Below are 15162 nucleotides of genomic sequence, written 5' to 3'. Positions count from 1 at the left end.
TAATCCAGTAAGGTCACGGGTAGAACACCCGTTGATAGGCTCTAAGTGGAAGCCCAGTAATGGGTGAAGCTGAGGAGTACTAACAGACCGAGGGCTTGACCTCTTCCATTGGTCTAACTAAAACAAAAATCTTCTTTTATTCGCTATGCAGCCTTCAGGGTTCCTGTCCTCGTACACACCCAACAAGTTTCCTGGTGCCTATGGCGCAATGGAACCACTCCGAACCCATCCCGAACTCGGTCGTGAAACATCGCTGCGGCAAAGATAGTTGAGGGGTTGCCCTCCGCAAAAATAGCTCGGCGCCAGGTTATTAATAAGAAAACCACGAATTCCTCCTTCGCTTTATTGAAGGAGGAATTCGTGGTTTTGTATGATTTTGTGCTAGCTCTATTCCTATTTAGGGAATTCTGTAAACACAAACATATTGGGAGGCATCTATGGCTAGTGCAGGGTTAAACAAGTGGATAGTTAGTGGAAGCCTGGCTGCAGATGTTCAAGTTGAAAACGGTTGATCTTCGAAATGGTGAGAAGGTTAAGGTGGCTCAAGGAACAGTATATGTTTGTAAAGCTCGTAATCGCGAAGAATCGTTTACTGTATCTTTGAGTATCTGGGAACGTTCTGCCGCATGGTGTAAACTTCCTTATCTCAAGAAAGGATCTCTAATCATCTGTACCGGAAGTGTTGAACCAAGTCCTTTCATTTCTAGCAATGGTAATTCCCATGTGCTTACCAGATTCACGAGCGGAAGTCACTGAGTAGAGAATTTATAGTTCTACAAATGAACCTGAGGTTGAAACGCTTAACTTGCAACCTCAGGTTTATAGGTTAACTGCAACCTAAACTCTATAGCGTTAAAGATTGAGGGTCAGTTTCAATTAGTTTTGCTAAGTCTTGGAGGAACGCTGCTGCGTGAGCACCGTAAATGATTCGATGGTCACAGGTAATGTTCACTTGCATTCGTTGTCGCACACCTAGTAGCCCATCTTTGGTGGCAACAACTTGCGGATGTGATGCTCCGATCGCTAAGATAGCGCCTTGTCCGGGCGGCAGTATTGCATCGAATCGATCAACTCCAAACATTCCCAAGTTTGAAAGCGTAAAGCTGCCGGAGGTGTATTCATCAGGCTGTAATTGCTTTGTCCTGGAGCGATTAACTAGGTCTTTCCAAGCACGTGATAGGGAATAGATATCAACTTGATCTGCATTCTTCAACACGGGGGTAATTAAACCGGCATCATCCATAGCAACGGCTACTGAAACGTTAATGTCAGGTTTGTATTGAGTGCCCTGTTCAGTATAGCTAGCGTTCAGTAATGGATGTTTTAGCAGTGTGACTGCGACTGCTTTTGCTAGCAGTGCAGTCATAGTTACACCCTTTGATTTGATCTGCTTGTAGATTTTATCCAGGCTATCGGTAGTGATTGTATAACCCACTCGATAGGTTGGAACCTGAAGGCTCGCAACCATGTTTCGCACTACTGCGTTTTGTAGAGTGTTTAGCGGTACAACTTGACCTGGTGCAGTGGGAATCGCAGAAATAGCAGGAGTTGCAGATTTTGCAGAAGTGGGGGATGCAGGGGTAGTCGTTTGGACTACTGGTGCAATAACTGAAGGTGTGGGTACAGCAGTTGGCTGGCTCGTTTTTCCAACTGCTGCTTCAACGTCCTCTGCTACGATTCGGCCATGAGGACCACTGCCTTTGAGAATATCTAGATCAACTTTTAATTCTTTAGCTAGTTTGCGGGCACGAGGAGATGCAACAATTCGACCGTTACCAGCTTTAGAAGAGCCGTTTTGTTCAGTTTCAGACTGAACCGCGATCGCCACTGGCGCCGCTTGTTCTGTTTGATCTTGAGTAGATGCTGATGTCGGGCTGCTTTTGGTTTTACCAGAAACTTGTTGTTTGGCAGTTTCAATTTCAGCTTCTGTTTCAGCTATTAGGGCGATCGCCTCTCCTACAGGAGCAACTTCACCTGCAGGCACAACAATTGTTGCAAGATAGCCTTCATAGAAGGACTCTACATCCATGTCTGCTTTATCAGACTCAACAACAACTACGGTTTCGCCCTTTTCAATCTTGTCTCCAGGTGATTTGATCCAGGAGACAATTTTGCCTTCTGTCATAGTGGAACTAAGGGCAGGCATGAAAACTTCGTGAATCATGAGTAGCTTTGCGACAATTAAAACAACATGGATAGCAGAATCGAATTGTATCGTGATCTGGGTCGTTCAAGGATCGGAAACTAGGATGCGAGTAGGCTATGCATCGCCTCGAATTTCTTGGACAACTCCATCGCGTAAAAGTATCTCTACGCGCATTTTGTCGAACAGATTGTCTCCAATTTCTACACGGAAAAAGCCTTCGACTTGGAGCTGCAACACTTCCTTGTCCAGTTCTGCAAGCTGTACTTGTTGAAGTTGTTGAAGGATTCGATTTTTCTGTTCTAAAAGCTCGCTCTTCTTTTGGTTGACTTGTACTTGGATGTTGCCAATTTGTTGAGCGATCGCTGGATCGGCGGGCTGAGAGGTTTGCTTTTGTAGCTCAGCCGTCATGCGCTGTCCCTGGTTCTCTAACTGTTGCAGTTGACCGTCTAACTGGTTAATTTGGGCCTGTAGCTGTTGCTGCATTCCCTCCTTCCACAGAGGAGTGACAAGGGCTTTTACGTTTACAACTCGTTTTAAGAGCAGATGGGATTTAGAAACATCCATGAGTTTTAGGTCAAGGAAACAATTTGAGGATTAGAGACAAAAATTATGTGAGCGAAGCCATGCTGTTCTTGAGCAGCATAACCAGTACAGTTTAGACAAACATCCCGTCAATCATATCGCGATAGCGTTCCATCACAACGGGTCTACGGATTTTGAGAGTTTGAGTCATGGTGCCATTTTCGATAGAGAAAGGCTCTAAGACAAGCCGGAATGGTCCGATGCGATCGTCGGGACGATATCCAGGTCGATTTTTGACCTCACAAGTTAACTCTTGCCGATACAAGTCCTGGACTTGTTTGCTATCAAGGCTGATTTGAGTCGCAGCTAGAGATGCAGTGTTTTCCTGATCAGGAAGCTGAAGCTGTAGGTTTTGAGTGGCTGCCCATTTTTCTAGCGTTTCTAGATTAGGAACAATCAAGGCACCTAGCGATCGCTGATCTTGCCCGACCAGCATAATTTGGTCAATGTAGGGACTCCGTAAGCAAGCGTCTTCAATAGGCTGCGGCTCGATATTTTCGCCGTTTGTCAAAACGATTGTGTCTTTGGCTCGCCCTGTAATTACCAGATCATCCTCAGCCGTGACTAAACCTAGATCGCCCGTATCGAACCAACCTTCTGAGTCGATCGCCTTGGCTGTTGCCTGAGGATTTTTGTAATAGCCTCGCATTACTTGAGCACCTCGAATCAAAACAACGCCCTGTTGTCCAGCAGGAAGAGGTTGACGGGTTTCTAAATCAACGATGCGGGTTTCAGTTTGAGGAATTGGCTGACCGTCAGCACCTCTAATATTGCGCCAGGGACGACGAACATGGGTAATAGGAGCAGTCTCTGTTAGACCATAGCCGCCTAAAATCTGAATCCCGACAATTTCAAAGAAGTTCTCCAGGTGCATTGCGATCGAACCGCCACCACTCACAACAAACTTAATTTCGCCCCCTATGCCTGCCCGAACCTGTTGGTAGACGAGCTTGTCTCCTAAGCGATGCAATGATGCCAGGAAAGGTAGTTTTAGCCCTGCCCCAAACCGCTCTGCGGCAGAGGGATTCAGGTTTTCTAAGTCTAATTTCTGAACAATTCGGCGGTTATCTATGTAGCGTTGACTAATTTCTAAGAAGAAGTTGATAAGCCGCTGTTTGCTTGCAGGCTGCTCTCGAAACTGCTTCTGCACTCCTTCGTAAATCGATTCCCAGAGGCGAGGCACACCGACCATGTAGTGGGGGTGAAATTCTTTGAGGTCTCGCTTGACTTGACGAATGTTGGTATAGATCTGGGTGCAGCCAAAGGAGAAAATGAAATATTCAAAGGAGCGTTCGTAGCAGTGCCAAATCGGGAGAATGCTGAGGACACGTTCTCCAGGTTGAGGCTGGGCTACGGCTCCTGCATTTGTGACTTGGGACAGCAAATTGCCCTGGGTCAGCATCACTCCTTTAGGAGTTCCAGAAGTCCCAGAGGTATACATTAGGGTAGCTAGCGTGTCCCGATTCGTGCTGACTGCCTGAAGCGAGTGCTTGGCTCCTAACTCTAGAACTTGGGAAAAAGTTAGAGTTTTGAGGCGATCGCCCTCCTCCACAGCCTCATCAGATAGCACAATTGCTAGTCGAATCTGGTCGGGGTTGAGATCAGAGTAGAGTTTTTTAAGGGTAGCCTGGTCTTGAACTGCGATCGCCACACTATCGCTATCAGCAAGAATAAACAGTAGCTCCTCTCGATCTGCCTGAGCACTACGCACTACGTTGACAATGCCAGCCGTCATCATTCCCTGATCAGTGATTAGCCAACGAGGGCTATTGTCTGAGAACAGGGCAACGTGTTCCCCTTCCCGCAACCCCAGTGCCTGCAATCCGGCTGCAAACTGCTGAATCTGCTGCCACAGCTCTGCGTAGGTAATGCTTACCTCTGGTTTCACATGAGGATCATGAAGTGCAACCAGGCTAGACACCTCTTTCCGTTGAGCGGCGATCGCCCAAATTTCGGGAATTGACTGAGCCGCACTAAAGTCATTAGGGCGACTTTCGGAGATGCCAGCACCAGACGGTGTAGCGGTATTTAGAGCGGATGTAGAACCGGAGTTGGTGGGACGATTCATCATGACTAGCTCCGTAAAGTGCCGTTAAAGTTGCGATTTTTCTAAACTACCCTACTTCTTGCAGCGCTAGAATAGTCAATTGGGAAGGACAGAACCCTATCCGTCTGTCTTGTAACTTCTCCATTTCGCAGATTGGGTCACGAACGCAGCCTGCCAACGAGGAGGGTTGCTCCTGAGAGTCGCTGTCCGAATAATCGGCTATGAAATGCTGATAGGTAGCGGAATTAGAATAGGATAGCAAAGCGTGTTATTAGGAGAATTTATATGCCTAAAGCAGTTTGGAATGGTGTCGTTTTAGCAGAAAGCGACAAATGCGAAGTAGTCGAGGGAAATCAGTACTTTCCTCCTGACTCGATCAATTCAGAATATTTTAAGCCTAGCAACACGCATACTACCTGTCCCTGGAAAGGGCTTGCAAGCTACTACAACATTGAGGTGAATGGGCAAATCAATAAGGATGCTGCATGGTACTACCCCAGTGCTAAAGATGCTGCAAAGAATATTGAAGGCTACGTAGCATTTTGGCGCGGTGTGCAGGTCGAAGCCTAACCCCAAATTAGTCCTTAAGTTGGTGTTGTAAAGCTGGCTTTTGGGTATCTTGATGTCTAACTTGCTGCGTGTGATGCTATCCAGCAAACTGAAATTCCCGGATAAAAAGTGTTACTGTCAAAAATTTGTGACCGGACTAACAGATCCCAGGTCTGAATCCAGGAATAGGTAGATCGTGGTTTGATAGAATTCTGCTGAACATCTCCGTGAGGGTAATGAAAGTATATAGTCCACCCGCCCAGTCACCTCCTATGATTCTGGATTCGTTACCCAACCCTCCTGTGTTGGATGAGGTTTGTCCTCGTCGGGCGCGGTTGCAAATTGATCTTATTATCCTGGCGATCGAAGCGCTAGACCTTGGTGGTTCTGAGGCTCTACTCATGGCTGCTAAAGAGCTTGAACTACAGGGAATTGTAAAAAATCGTGTTTCTCTGTGGCGACTACGCAGCACCAACCCACTAAGGCGCAATAGCCAGCGCCGTCCGCTTACGCTAACAGAAGCAAAAGCATTAGTTCTGATTGCTTGTCATTTGTCACGACGGCTAACCGTTCTAATTCGTCAGTTGCTTTTGGCTTATCAGCAGTTGCAAGAAAAACAGCTCTCTCTAGATCACCATTTCCGCCTGTCTGAATATCTGGAGCGATTTAGGGCGCATTTTCGCTCTCGAATGAACCCCAAACGGGCAGGTGTAATGGCATACAGTACCGATGAAAAGCTGAACGAACTCGCAATGAAGCTTTTGAGCCAACTTCTATTTTGCACAGGAACGGGTGGTACGCAGCGGCTCTGGAGCAGCTTGTTTGATGGAGATGTGGCATGACGATTCAGCGTCAATATAGCTTACCGAACTGTAAGCTGGTACTTGAAGGATGGCCAGATGAGGCGATCGCCAGCAGCACAACGGGTCGCCCTCTAGTCTCTAAGTTGGTTAGTGCTGAGTGTCACTTTACTCACCTTGAGAGACCCCTTACAGGGGGAAAAGAATTCTTTGAGAGCCTAATCACAGCCGTTAGTAATTATGCTCAAGAGTTCTTAAGTGGAGTACCTCATCCTTCTCACGCAACGGGCAAGCCAGACCTAGTACATCTTCAACGAATTAATCAGAATCTACATCGGTTAACAGTTCAGGCTGAATCGAACAATGGCAGTCAAGCTCAAAGTTCCGTGACTCCAGTCCAGCTTGATTTGGTGACCGTTCAACTTTTTGATCTGGTTGAGGCGATTGATCAGTTTTTCGCGGATAGCCAAACACTGCCGGAGCTATCGCTCAATCTAGCCCCCGTTTCTAAGCGATATGCTGCATCGCAGGAACCGATAACAAAACGAGCAATGCCAGTTGCTTTGGGAGTTTCTGGGCTAGCGGTTGCAGCGATCGCCCTCTTCTTTGTACCTGTGCCGCAAAGAGGACCAGTAGAGTCAGAGACAACTACAGAACAGTCTACAGAAGTTTCTCCGGCTGCGAATGCCAGTGTTGAAGAAGCAACCGAGTCACCCCCAACTGCAACAACTGCTTCACCAGAACCTGTAGTGGCTGATGACGCATCTGAACTTTCTGATTCTGAGCTGTCTGATTCTGGAGCAGAGCCATCTGATGATGTTTCTGAAACAACAGAAGTTGGAGAATCTTTAGCTGCTGCAGATTTAGAAGCACTGCTAGATGCTGCTCCTGAGATTTCTGACCCAGATCGGCTCGATGAAATGACCTTGCAGTTGCGAGATCAGCTTGATGCAGCCTGGACTGATCGAGATGCTGGACTGGATGAAGAACTCATTTATCGGGTTGGTGTTGCCGAGAATGGCGATATTCTCGGAGTAAAGCAAGTCAACGAAGCCGCTATCACCTACTTTGACCTAACTCCTCTTGCAGATCTGCGATACAACCCAATTGATGCAGATGCGCCAAACCAGGAACCCATTGGTCAGTTTCGAGTTGTGTTTAGACCTGACGGAGTCATTGAGGTCAGTCCCTGGAATGGACGACCTGCTGCCAATGCATCACCTCTAGAGAGCCTTGTTTCTCTGTTGATATAAATACATAAAGGGCGCAAGATTTTTGCGCCCTCAAAGATTCTCCAGTTTCTATCGATGTGCCTGAGGTCCCGCCCAGATGTTGTTTGCCACTCGTCCAAAGGTGACGGGCTGGTCTTCGATGGCGGCGGTGGTGCTTCCGCTAAAATCTACTGCCCATAGCATGGTTTGGGTGTCACCCAGGTTGCCTGCTTGAAAAAGAACCCGCCCAGGATGCGTCTGACTCCAGCCCAATAAAACAGCATTTGTGTACTGAACGCGAGTGGGAGCAACGGTGTAAGTGCGGTTTTGCTGCCGATCCCAAACGACAGCATAGTCGGAAGCAATATCAGAGCCAAACAACGACTCAAACTCTCTTGCCAGGATGCGATCGCCCGTCTCGGACCAGGCAACTGGAATCAAGATGGCGATCCCCCCCGCCTCAACTTCTACAGGAGTGAGATTTCCGTTTCCAAAGGGGTTATCTGCTAGGGGAGAAGATGCAGTAATCGTCTGCAAATCACCCGTCCTCAAATTCTCCAGAAACAAAACACTGCTAACTCGACTCTGAGTGAATTGAGGAGAAACCTGCATTTGAATGCGACTATAAGCCGCATATTCACCATCCGGAGAAATAAGCGACTGGCTGCGGTAATAACGCAGGATTGAAGTATTTGACCGACTTATTTCAGCCAGAGTTGCTAAAACCCAATTCCAGGGAACTGGATAGGGACTATTGAGTGGGTCAAGTTGTACTGACGGCTCCGCCATAGGACTTTCAGAGACAGAATTTTCAGGAACAATAGGGGAAGCTGGCGACTCAGCAGCCGGAACAGCTTCAGGACTAGCTAAGACGGAGCGGGAGCCTAATAGAAACACCAATAACAAGACGGTAGCCAATTGAGATGATGTTCGGGGGAACAACCATCCTAAGCAGAGTTTGATTTGGCGCATTAAGTTAAGTCTCTGGGCGACGGATTTGTGGTGAGATGCGACACCCGAACCAACATAAGGCTGTTCTCGTTCTATCTTTCCTTGATCTATGTATAGCAACTGTAAGGCTCGTGAATGCATGAATTCTCTAAACTCTTCAACAGATGTAATGTTGCTAATGTCAGTCTGTAGGCAGGTAGGTAACTAGTAGGAATCGTGCGATTTTGACCGCAAAGCTGGGAAAATTAACGCTCAGCTTTTGGACTTGTCCAAAGTTGAGGTAGCATCACAACAGGGAAATCTGTGCATGAGGTCGAAATATGACTAGATCCTCAACGGCTCAAGCAACGGAACGCCAATCTCCTCAGCGATCGCCCGGTGGGGGCAGGTCTTTCCTGGTGTTAATTTTTCGGCTGCTGCTGCTAACAGTGGGCGGCAGTTTTGCAGGACTGTTGGGCATAGCGGTTGCTCAGGTTCACCCCGCGCAAATCCAAGAAACGCCCATTCTCGAAAAAGTACTTCAGCGATCTGAAGCGTTAATCAGGGATATTCGAAGTTAATCTTTAGGATTTTCGGAATAAAGCAGTCTCAAACTCTGTTTTCCTGGCACCCATACTGTTGATCCCGGCTCATGCGAATTATTTTTTTTGGTACTCCTCAGTTTGCGGTGCCCAGCTTAGAGCGATTACTGTCCCAGCCTGAATTTGAGTTGCTTGCGGTGGTGACTCAGCCTGACAAACGACGAGGACGTGGCAATGACCTCATTCCTTCTCCGATCAAAGCGTTAGCAGTTGAGCATCAGCTTCCAGTCTGGCAACCGCGCAGCGTCAAGCGAGATGCCGAAACTCTGGAGAAGTTGCGAACAAGTCAGGCAGATGCTTTTGTCGTTGTGGCCTATGGACAGATTCTTTCGCAAGGAATTTTGGACATGCCTCGGTTAGGCTGCATCAACGCACACGGTTCGCTGTTGCCTAGATATCGGGGCGCGGCTCCAATTCAGTGGAGTCTCTATCATGGCGAGACAGAGACGGGGATCACAACCATGCTGATGGATGCGGGCATGGATACTGGAGCAATGCTACTCAAAACAACTACACCAATCGGCTTGTTAGACACGGCTCTAGATTTGGCAGAAACTCTATCGGCAGTGTCGGCTGACTTGCTAGTAGAGACACTGGTTGGACTAGAGCAGCGATCGCTTCAATCTATTCCTCAAGACAATGCTCAGGCTACCTATGCGCCGTTGATTCAAAAGCAGGACTATCAGCTAGATTGGTCACGTCCGGCGATCGCCCTGCACAATCAAGTTCGAGGATTCTTCCCAAACTGCGTTGCGACCTTTCGAGGAACAGTACTAAAAGTTACAGCTACCCTGCCACTGGTAGCGACGTATGACGCGTTGCTTCCAGCTGAGTTGCACGATATAAAATCCGAATGGGAAAGTCTGCTAGAGCAAGCCTCCCAGCAACACGATTCTCTTACTCCTGGAACTGTTGTGGGGTTGCTGAAGAATCAGGGAGCTTTGATTCAGACAGGGGAAGGATTGCTGCTCCTGCGCGAAGTGCAGATGGCAGGTAGGCGATCGCAGTCCGGATGGGACTTCATTAACGGCTCCCGCTTGCAAATCGGCGAAAAGATAGGAAATGGTTAGTTACTGGTCATTCGCGCAACGACCAGTAACTCGTGAATCAAAAACCTCAATCACTCAAACCCCGTCCCTGAACCTGAGCAAGCAAAGTTGCATCCAGTATGTCGCCTTCGGTGTAATAGCCTGCTGCTTTTTTGGCCTCAATTTCTACTTTGGCATCAGCCGGAATCAGTTCTTCGGGAATGGGCACCCGCTCGATGATCTCGATGCCAGAATTGACGATCGCCCGGTATTTCATGTCACTCATGGAGATAAAGCGATCGATTCGGGTAATTCCGAGCCAATGCAGCACATCAGGCATGAGTTCTTGAAAGCGCATGTCTTGCACACCTGCAACACATTCGGTGCGGGCGAAGTAAGCATCGGCGCGATCGCCCCCTTCCTGACGTTTTCGGGCATTGTAGACCAAAAACTTGGTCACTTCACCCAAGGCTCTACCTTCCTTGCGAAAATAGACGATTATTCCAGCTCCGCCTGCTTGAGCCGTTTGAATGCAAGCCTCAATTCCATGTACCAAATAGGGTCGGCAGGTACAAATATCAGATCCAAATACATCTGACCCATTGCATTCATCATGTACCCGCACGGTCAGCGGCTTTTGCGGATCAGTAATTGCGTCCAGATCTCCCACCATGTAGACGGTAATGCCACCAATCGGAGGTAAGAAAACCAGCAAGTCCGGACGAGTTACCAGTTCTGGAAACATTCCACCTGTTTGCTCAAACAAGGTTTTACGCAAAACCCCTTCATCGACTTTGAGCCGTTTGGCAATTCCAGGTAGATACCAGACTGGCTCAAGGGCTGCCTTTGTGACAACTAAATCGCCACCTGTCTTCATAATTTTGCCATCTACCTGCAAGCGCCCCTTAGCAACCGCTTCTTGCAGTTCCGGCATATTGATGTGAGCTTTGGTGATGGCGATCGTTGGGCGAATATCGTAGCCCTGCTCGTAAAAAGGCTGAAACACTTCGCCTACAGAAGCGCCAAACGGGTCTAGAGCAACAATTTTGTCTGGATCAGCCCAACTAGGATGGGGTCCAATCCGCACTGTCGGAGAGGTATCAGTTAGATCAGCCCGATGACCAGATTGCAGCACGCCACTCGCGACTGCCAAGGCCCGATAGAGGGCATAAGAACCAGAGTGAGTCCCAATTACATTACGATGGGCAGAATTGGTTAAGGTCGCCACAACTGGTCCTCGTTTCAAGGGGTCTGCGTCTCCCCAAGAGATAGCTGTGGGTTTAGGACCAAATCGATTGGGGTGAGAGGTTAAAACGATGTGACTGGGTTTTGAAACGGCTGATTGTTCTGACATAGATCTCCTAAATGCTGCCCTGATAAGAATTTGCTGCTAAGAAATTGCGGTTCAAGAAATTTCAAGAACTGCTTCTGTGAACTTGTCGCTAAACCTCTCAGTTGCTTGCTAAAGCATTTCAAGTAGATCAGCTAGATCTGGTTTTAGGGCCGAGAGTTTTTTACTAGAAAAACTTCAGTGTCAAGAACAGGTGAAATCTACTTGGAGGTGCGCTGTACAGCGAATGAGGTGTGGTGCGGTCTAGCTGTGCGATTTACAGGAGAAAAATGCAACCTCCCAGTTAATTTTGAACTGCCCATACAGGTCAAAATCAAGGTCTTGAGCGGTTTCTAATTTTTGTCGTGTACTCAACTCGCAGAATAATTGCTGATCAAATTCCTGTGGAAGGTAGTATTCTAGCAGCCGTAGCTAAAGCTGGGAATGGCTTTGCTTATAGATTTCGATCGCTACAACAGCCAGTCTTTACGGTAAAAAGTGGCATTAAGAGCGAAGATTTTTGATTTCTCAATAAGCCTGGCTGAAACGGTTTGCTAGCAGAGAAATGATGAATTCCTGAAATATTGCTGCTGATTGCGGGTGTTGCTGCCGCATTTTTCTAGTGCTTGAGCAGAGAGGCGATGAGAATGTAAATCTGCTCACCCTTCTCCCTCAACAATTCTGCCTAGTGAGGGGGGGCAACACTGCTGTGGTAATTTGCGCATGAGAGCGAGTGTTTTGCCACGCCAATTTGGCTATAGCCCGTACCTGCAGCAAATCCACTCACGGGATGAAGAATAAAGCGAATCAACCCGCCTCCCGCAGCGCTCCTAACAACAGCAGAGATGCACCCGTGAGTGAAGAGGTTATGGCGATCGCGCCATTAGCATCACGCCTATCTAAACTAGTCTGCGAATTATGAGCGGTAGATGAAGAATGCAGTGAATTAGAGAAGCTTTGTGGAAAAGGCTTTTATCATAAGTTCTTACGAAATATTGTAGTTAAACTTTCACAGATAATAGAAGAGTCTAAACCTCAAAAGCCGCGATAAATAACCACTCATCGGGGCTGTTCATGGACATTCGCCTATTTCACGCCTGTTCTGCTCAAACTCAAAATAGCCAGGTGTTGCTGTCTAGAATTCAGGTGTTTTCGGGAATACTTGATTTTCTTCAAATCTTTAAAGACTTAACTCAGAGCCTAAAGATTCCCTGAAGCCAAGCTCCAGAAGTTTCCTTAGAAACTAATCATAGTTATGGTTTCTACTAGCAACATCAACAGTGTCTCAAGAATTTTTCTGAGATTTTACTGAATACGCGACTGTATAACTAATGCCTTAATGTCGGTGATACCCTCGCAACATCTCAGAGTCTACTTTCAGTTGCCCCAAAAGAAGACTGCTGAGCCGAGAGCCTCGTCAGTTTAATCTAGAGCCTACTAGAGCCTACATTTATGCGGATTCTAATCTACTCCTACAACTATCATCCTGAACCTATCGGTATTGCTCCCCTTATGACCGAGCTAGCCGAAGGGTTAGCAGCGAGGGGACATGAAGTCCGAGTTATCACAGGAATGCCCAATTATCCTGAGCGCCAAATCTACAAGGAATATCGGGGCAAGTGGTATCTCACGGAGAAAAAGAATGGGGTTACAATTCAGCGTAGCTATGTCTGGGTACGCCCTCAACCTGGTCTGGTAACGCGAGTCATGCTGGATGGCAGCTTCGTTCTTACCAGCATGATTCAGGCATTCAGAGGTTGGCGACCCGACGTTATTTTGCTGACCGTTCCACCTTTGCCAGTCAGCGTTCCCGCTGCCTTGCTGGCTTGGTTTCACTCTTGCCCTGTCGTTCTTAATTTGCAAGACATCCTCCCAGAAGCGGCAGTGCATGTGGGTCTGCTGACTAACAAGGTTGCAATTCGCGTATTCGAAGCTCTAGAAAAGTTTGCTTACCGAACGGCTCATACGATTAGCGTTATCACAGACGGATTTACAGAGAACCTGGTTGGTAAAGGTGTACCTGCCGAAAAAATCACCTGCATTCCTAACTGGGTAGACGTTAATTTCATTCAACCTTTACCAAAGGAAAATAACCCCTTCCGGATAGCTCACCAGCTTGAGGGCAAATTTGTTGCTCTTTATTCTGGCAACATCGCTCTGACTCAAGGACTAGAGACAGTCATAGATGCAGCTAATCGGTTAAAACACATTCCCGAAATCGTCTTTGTCATTGTGGGGGAAGAAAAGGCTCTAAAGCAGTTGCAGAAATATTGCGAGTCGAAAGAAACAACCAATGTAAAACTGCTGCCTTTTCAACCGCGTAAGAAATTGCCAGAAATGCTAGCCGCAGCAGATGTAGGGTTAATTGTGCAAAAGCGGAATGTGATTTCGTTCAATATGCCTTCCAAAACTCAGGTCATATTGGCAAGCGGACGTCCAATTGTGGCTTCTGTGCCACTAACCGGAACAGCAGCAAGATCCGTAGAGCAAAGTGGGGGTGGCGTTGTGGTCGCGCCTCAGCAACCTCAGCTTTTGGCTGATGCCGTTTTGGATTTATATCAGAATCCACAGAAGGCAGAGCAGTTAGGGCAACAGGGTAGGCAGTACGCAATGGAGAATTATGAGTTTGAGCAGGCGTTAAGCCGCTACGAAGCTCTGTTTGCTCAAGTTGTGGCTCATCCGGCTGGAAATTCTGATGTGATCAAAGCGCTACCAGCTTTTGGTGTAAAGAAACCTGTCGTCGATGCTTAAAGGCTGCAAGCTGCCAACCTATTCGTGGGGATAATTATAGTCACCCTCAATTACACGGCATACAGCGGTGACGCACTGCGTCACCGCTGTATGCCGTGCTTTGTATTTCACTAAGGATTAGGGGGAATATAGGCTTTCTCCCTGATCCTTGTGGCGTTAACCTTTTTCCTCTACTTCCCCCTTTTTTGGAATCACCTCTACATCAGGTAACCCATCCAGGTGTTCGACGGGAACTTCTACTGCGGCTTCTGGAACTAAAATTGTGAGCCCAGCGGGAATGCATTCGACTTCAACTGGAGTACTACCCACCAGTTCACCGTCCAGCACAACTTTTTGGGGAGGATCTGTGGTGATTTTGATTTTTCTAGCTCGTAGGTAGCCAATATCGGGGCGTTCCGCTGGATGCTCGTTAAGTGCAGACTGAAGCAGGTGATAGCTAGCGGCGATCGCCCCAGCCACATTCTGGGGAGCCACAACCGTCAAATCTAATAGTCCGTCATCTACGATAAGTCCAGCAGGACCTTGAGCCAAAATTGAGGTCGGTGGTGCAGCATTTGCTACCGTAACAGATGCAGCTGAAACACGAATCACTTTATCTTCGGTTTCAATTTCTGCATCAAACTTACTTAGGTCACGAAGCTGCTGTAGTCCTGCCAACACATATGCCAGCATACCAAACCGATTTTTTGCTTCACGGTTAGCACGTTCGACGGCTTCAGCCTCAAACCCAATGCCAACCAGTAAAACCATTGGTTTACCATTGCAGTAGGCAGCATCTACAGTTCGATTAAAGCCTCCCAAAATGGTTTGGCATGCTGCTTCGATGGTGTTTGGAATGTCTAGAGCCGTTGCAAAAGCATTAGCTGTTCCACGTGAGATTACCCCAAAAGGAATCTTGGTGCCGACCAGTGCTGCTGCTGCTGCTGATAGAGTTCCATCACCGCCAGAGGCAATGATCATTTCTGCACCTCGCTCTACCGCTTCAGCAGCAAGCTGATCGGCATCAACATCCTCTGTTGTTTTGCGAATATCTAGATCAATTTCTGGCTCTAGAATCTCCAAAATTTTAGCTAGATCTTGATCTGGATTGCCCTGACCTGCAACAGGATTAAAAATTAGACATGCGGAACGAGACATACGACCTTCCTAAAGCAAGGTATGACAGTTGTGCTTGAACAAGATTGAC

At 47.6% G+C, this 15162-nt stretch carries 13 protein-coding genes and 2 rRNA genes; 9 read left to right on the top strand and 6 right to left on the bottom strand.

Translation table 11 applies throughout. The features are described from left to right. Together H6G00_RS32705 and rrf are read left to right on the top strand one after the other, a co-directional pair. A 23S ribosomal RNA gene (locus H6G00_RS32705) occupies positions 1 to 103 on the top strand; the annotation flags it as partial. Between the two features lie 87 nt (positions 104 to 190). Further along, positions 191 to 308, top strand: a 5S ribosomal RNA gene (gene rrf, locus H6G00_RS32700). A gap of 536 nt (positions 309 to 844) precedes the next feature. Here rrf and H6G00_RS32695 read toward each other — a convergent pair. The 3 genes from H6G00_RS32695 to H6G00_RS32685 all read right to left on the bottom strand — a co-directional run bounded on the left by H6G00_RS32695 (position 845) and on the right by H6G00_RS32685 (position 4799). Continuing rightward, a complete protein-coding gene (locus tag H6G00_RS32695; RefSeq protein WP_190799923.1) occupies positions 845 to 2164 on the bottom strand; it encodes a dihydrolipoamide acetyltransferase family protein in 1320 nt (439 codons plus the stop codon). A gap of 96 nt (positions 2165 to 2260) precedes the next feature. Continuing rightward, a complete protein-coding gene (locus H6G00_RS32690; protein ID WP_190642690.1) occupies positions 2261 to 2710 on the bottom strand; it encodes a YlqD family protein in 450 nt (149 codons plus the stop codon). A 91-nt stretch (positions 2711 to 2801) separates the two neighbouring features. Next, positions 2802 to 4799 (bottom strand): AMP-binding protein, encoded by a 1998-nt coding sequence (locus H6G00_RS32685; RefSeq protein WP_190799922.1) that lies wholly within the window; start codon positions 4797 to 4799, stop codon positions 2802 to 2804. Between the two features lie 261 nt (positions 4800 to 5060). Between H6G00_RS32685 and H6G00_RS32680 the strand changes: the two genes are divergently transcribed. From H6G00_RS32680 to H6G00_RS32670, 3 genes are all read left to right on the top strand, one after another. Further along, positions 5061 to 5345, top strand: coding sequence for a DUF427 domain-containing protein (locus tag H6G00_RS32680; protein ID WP_190642688.1), 285 nt, complete (start codon positions 5061 to 5063; stop codon positions 5343 to 5345). 215 nt (positions 5346 to 5560) lie between these two features. Beyond that, the gene (locus H6G00_RS32675; protein ID WP_190642687.1) at positions 5561 to 6166 is read left to right on the top strand and encodes a DUF3038 domain-containing protein; all 606 of its coding nucleotides are present in this window, start codon (positions 5561 to 5563) and stop codon (positions 6164 to 6166) included. Then, on the top strand, positions 6163 to 7377 hold the full coding sequence (locus H6G00_RS32670) for a DUF4335 domain-containing protein (RefSeq protein WP_190799921.1): 1215 nt from the start codon (positions 6163 to 6165) through the stop codon (positions 7375 to 7377). Before H6G00_RS32675 ends, H6G00_RS32670 begins: the two co-directional genes overlap by 4 nt. Positions 7378 to 7425: 48 nt before the next feature. Here H6G00_RS32670 and H6G00_RS32665 read toward each other — a convergent pair whose 3' ends face one another. Next, positions 7426 to 8124: a hypothetical protein gene (locus H6G00_RS32665; protein ID WP_190686992.1), complete on the bottom strand. Its 699-nt coding sequence runs from the start codon at positions 8122 to 8124 to the stop codon at positions 7426 to 7428. Positions 8125 to 8606: 482 nt separating this feature from the next. Between H6G00_RS32665 and H6G00_RS32660 the strand changes: the two genes are divergently transcribed. Beyond that, the gene (locus tag H6G00_RS32660; RefSeq protein ID WP_190686963.1) at positions 8607 to 8846 is read left to right on the top strand and encodes a hypothetical protein; all 240 of its coding nucleotides are present in this window, start codon (positions 8607 to 8609) and stop codon (positions 8844 to 8846) included. 71 nt (positions 8847 to 8917) lie between these two features. Beyond that, a complete protein-coding gene (fmt, locus tag H6G00_RS32655; protein WP_190799920.1) occupies positions 8918 to 9937 on the top strand; it encodes a methionyl-tRNA formyltransferase in 1020 nt (339 codons plus the stop codon). Positions 9938 to 9983: 46 nt separating this feature from the next. On the opposite strand, the gene H6G00_RS32650 is transcribed toward fmt, so the two are convergent. After that, positions 9984 to 11249: a GTP cyclohydrolase II gene (locus tag H6G00_RS32650; protein WP_190799919.1), complete on the bottom strand. Its 1266-nt coding sequence runs from the start codon at positions 11247 to 11249 to the stop codon at positions 9984 to 9986. A gap of 766 nt (positions 11250 to 12015) precedes the next feature. Between H6G00_RS32650 and H6G00_RS36405 the strand changes: the two genes are divergently transcribed. Both H6G00_RS36405 and H6G00_RS32645 read left to right on the top strand, forming a co-directional pair. Further along, on the top strand, positions 12016 to 12147 hold the full coding sequence (locus H6G00_RS36405) for a hypothetical protein (protein WP_277882018.1): 132 nt from the start codon (positions 12016 to 12018) through the stop codon (positions 12145 to 12147). A 530-nt stretch (positions 12148 to 12677) separates the two neighbouring features. Then, positions 12678 to 13976, top strand: coding sequence for a glycosyltransferase family 4 protein (locus H6G00_RS32645; RefSeq protein WP_190799918.1), 1299 nt, complete (start codon positions 12678 to 12680; stop codon positions 13974 to 13976). Positions 13977 to 14132: 156 nt separating this feature from the next. On the opposite strand, the gene H6G00_RS32640 is transcribed toward H6G00_RS32645, so the two are convergent. Further along, positions 14133 to 15113 (bottom strand): YegS/Rv2252/BmrU family lipid kinase, encoded by a 981-nt coding sequence (locus H6G00_RS32640; protein WP_190799917.1) that lies wholly within the window; start codon positions 15111 to 15113, stop codon positions 14133 to 14135. Between the last annotated feature and the right edge of the window lie 49 nt (positions 15114 to 15162).

This window comes from Leptolyngbya sp. FACHB-541, from assembly GCF_014695875.1.
GTDB lineage: Bacteria > Cyanobacteriota > Cyanobacteriia > Elainellales > Elainellaceae > JAAUTN01.
Note: the sequence above shows the minus strand (reverse complement) of the source record. Positions and strands in the feature narration are given on the sequence as shown.

Coding starts and splice junctions, on each gene's coding strand:
- H6G00_RS32695 (WP_190799923.1), bottom strand. CDS start 2,164: ATGATTCACGAAGTTTTCATGCCTGCCCTTAGTTCCACTATGACAGAA.
- H6G00_RS32690 (WP_190642690.1), bottom strand. CDS start 2,710: ATGGATGTTTCTAAATCCCATCTGCTCTTAAAACGAGTTGTAAACGTA.
- H6G00_RS32685 (WP_190799922.1), bottom strand. CDS start 4,799: ATGATGAATCGTCCCACCAACTCCGGTTCTACATCCGCTCTAAATACC.
- H6G00_RS32680 (WP_190642688.1), top strand. CDS start 5,061: ATGCCTAAAGCAGTTTGGAATGGTGTCGTTTTAGCAGAAAGCGACAAA.
- H6G00_RS32675 (WP_190642687.1), top strand. CDS start 5,561: ATGAAAGTATATAGTCCACCCGCCCAGTCACCTCCTATGATTCTGGAT.
- H6G00_RS32670 (WP_190799921.1), top strand. CDS start 6,163: ATGACGATTCAGCGTCAATATAGCTTACCGAACTGTAAGCTGGTACTT.
- H6G00_RS32665 (WP_190686992.1), bottom strand. CDS start 8,124: ATGGCGGAGCCGTCAGTACAACTTGACCCACTCAATAGTCCCTATCCA.
- H6G00_RS32660 (WP_190686963.1), top strand. CDS start 8,607: ATGACTAGATCCTCAACGGCTCAAGCAACGGAACGCCAATCTCCTCAG.
- fmt (WP_190799920.1), top strand. CDS start 8,918: ATGCGAATTATTTTTTTTGGTACTCCTCAGTTTGCGGTGCCCAGCTTA.
- H6G00_RS32650 (WP_190799919.1), bottom strand. CDS start 11,249: ATGTCAGAACAATCAGCCGTTTCAAAACCCAGTCACATCGTTTTAACC.
- H6G00_RS36405 (WP_277882018.1), top strand. CDS start 12,016: ATGAAGAATAAAGCGAATCAACCCGCCTCCCGCAGCGCTCCTAACAAC.
- H6G00_RS32645 (WP_190799918.1), top strand. CDS start 12,678: ATGCGGATTCTAATCTACTCCTACAACTATCATCCTGAACCTATCGGT.
- H6G00_RS32640 (WP_190799917.1), bottom strand. CDS start 15,113: ATGTCTCGTTCCGCATGTCTAATTTTTAATCCTGTTGCAGGTCAGGGC.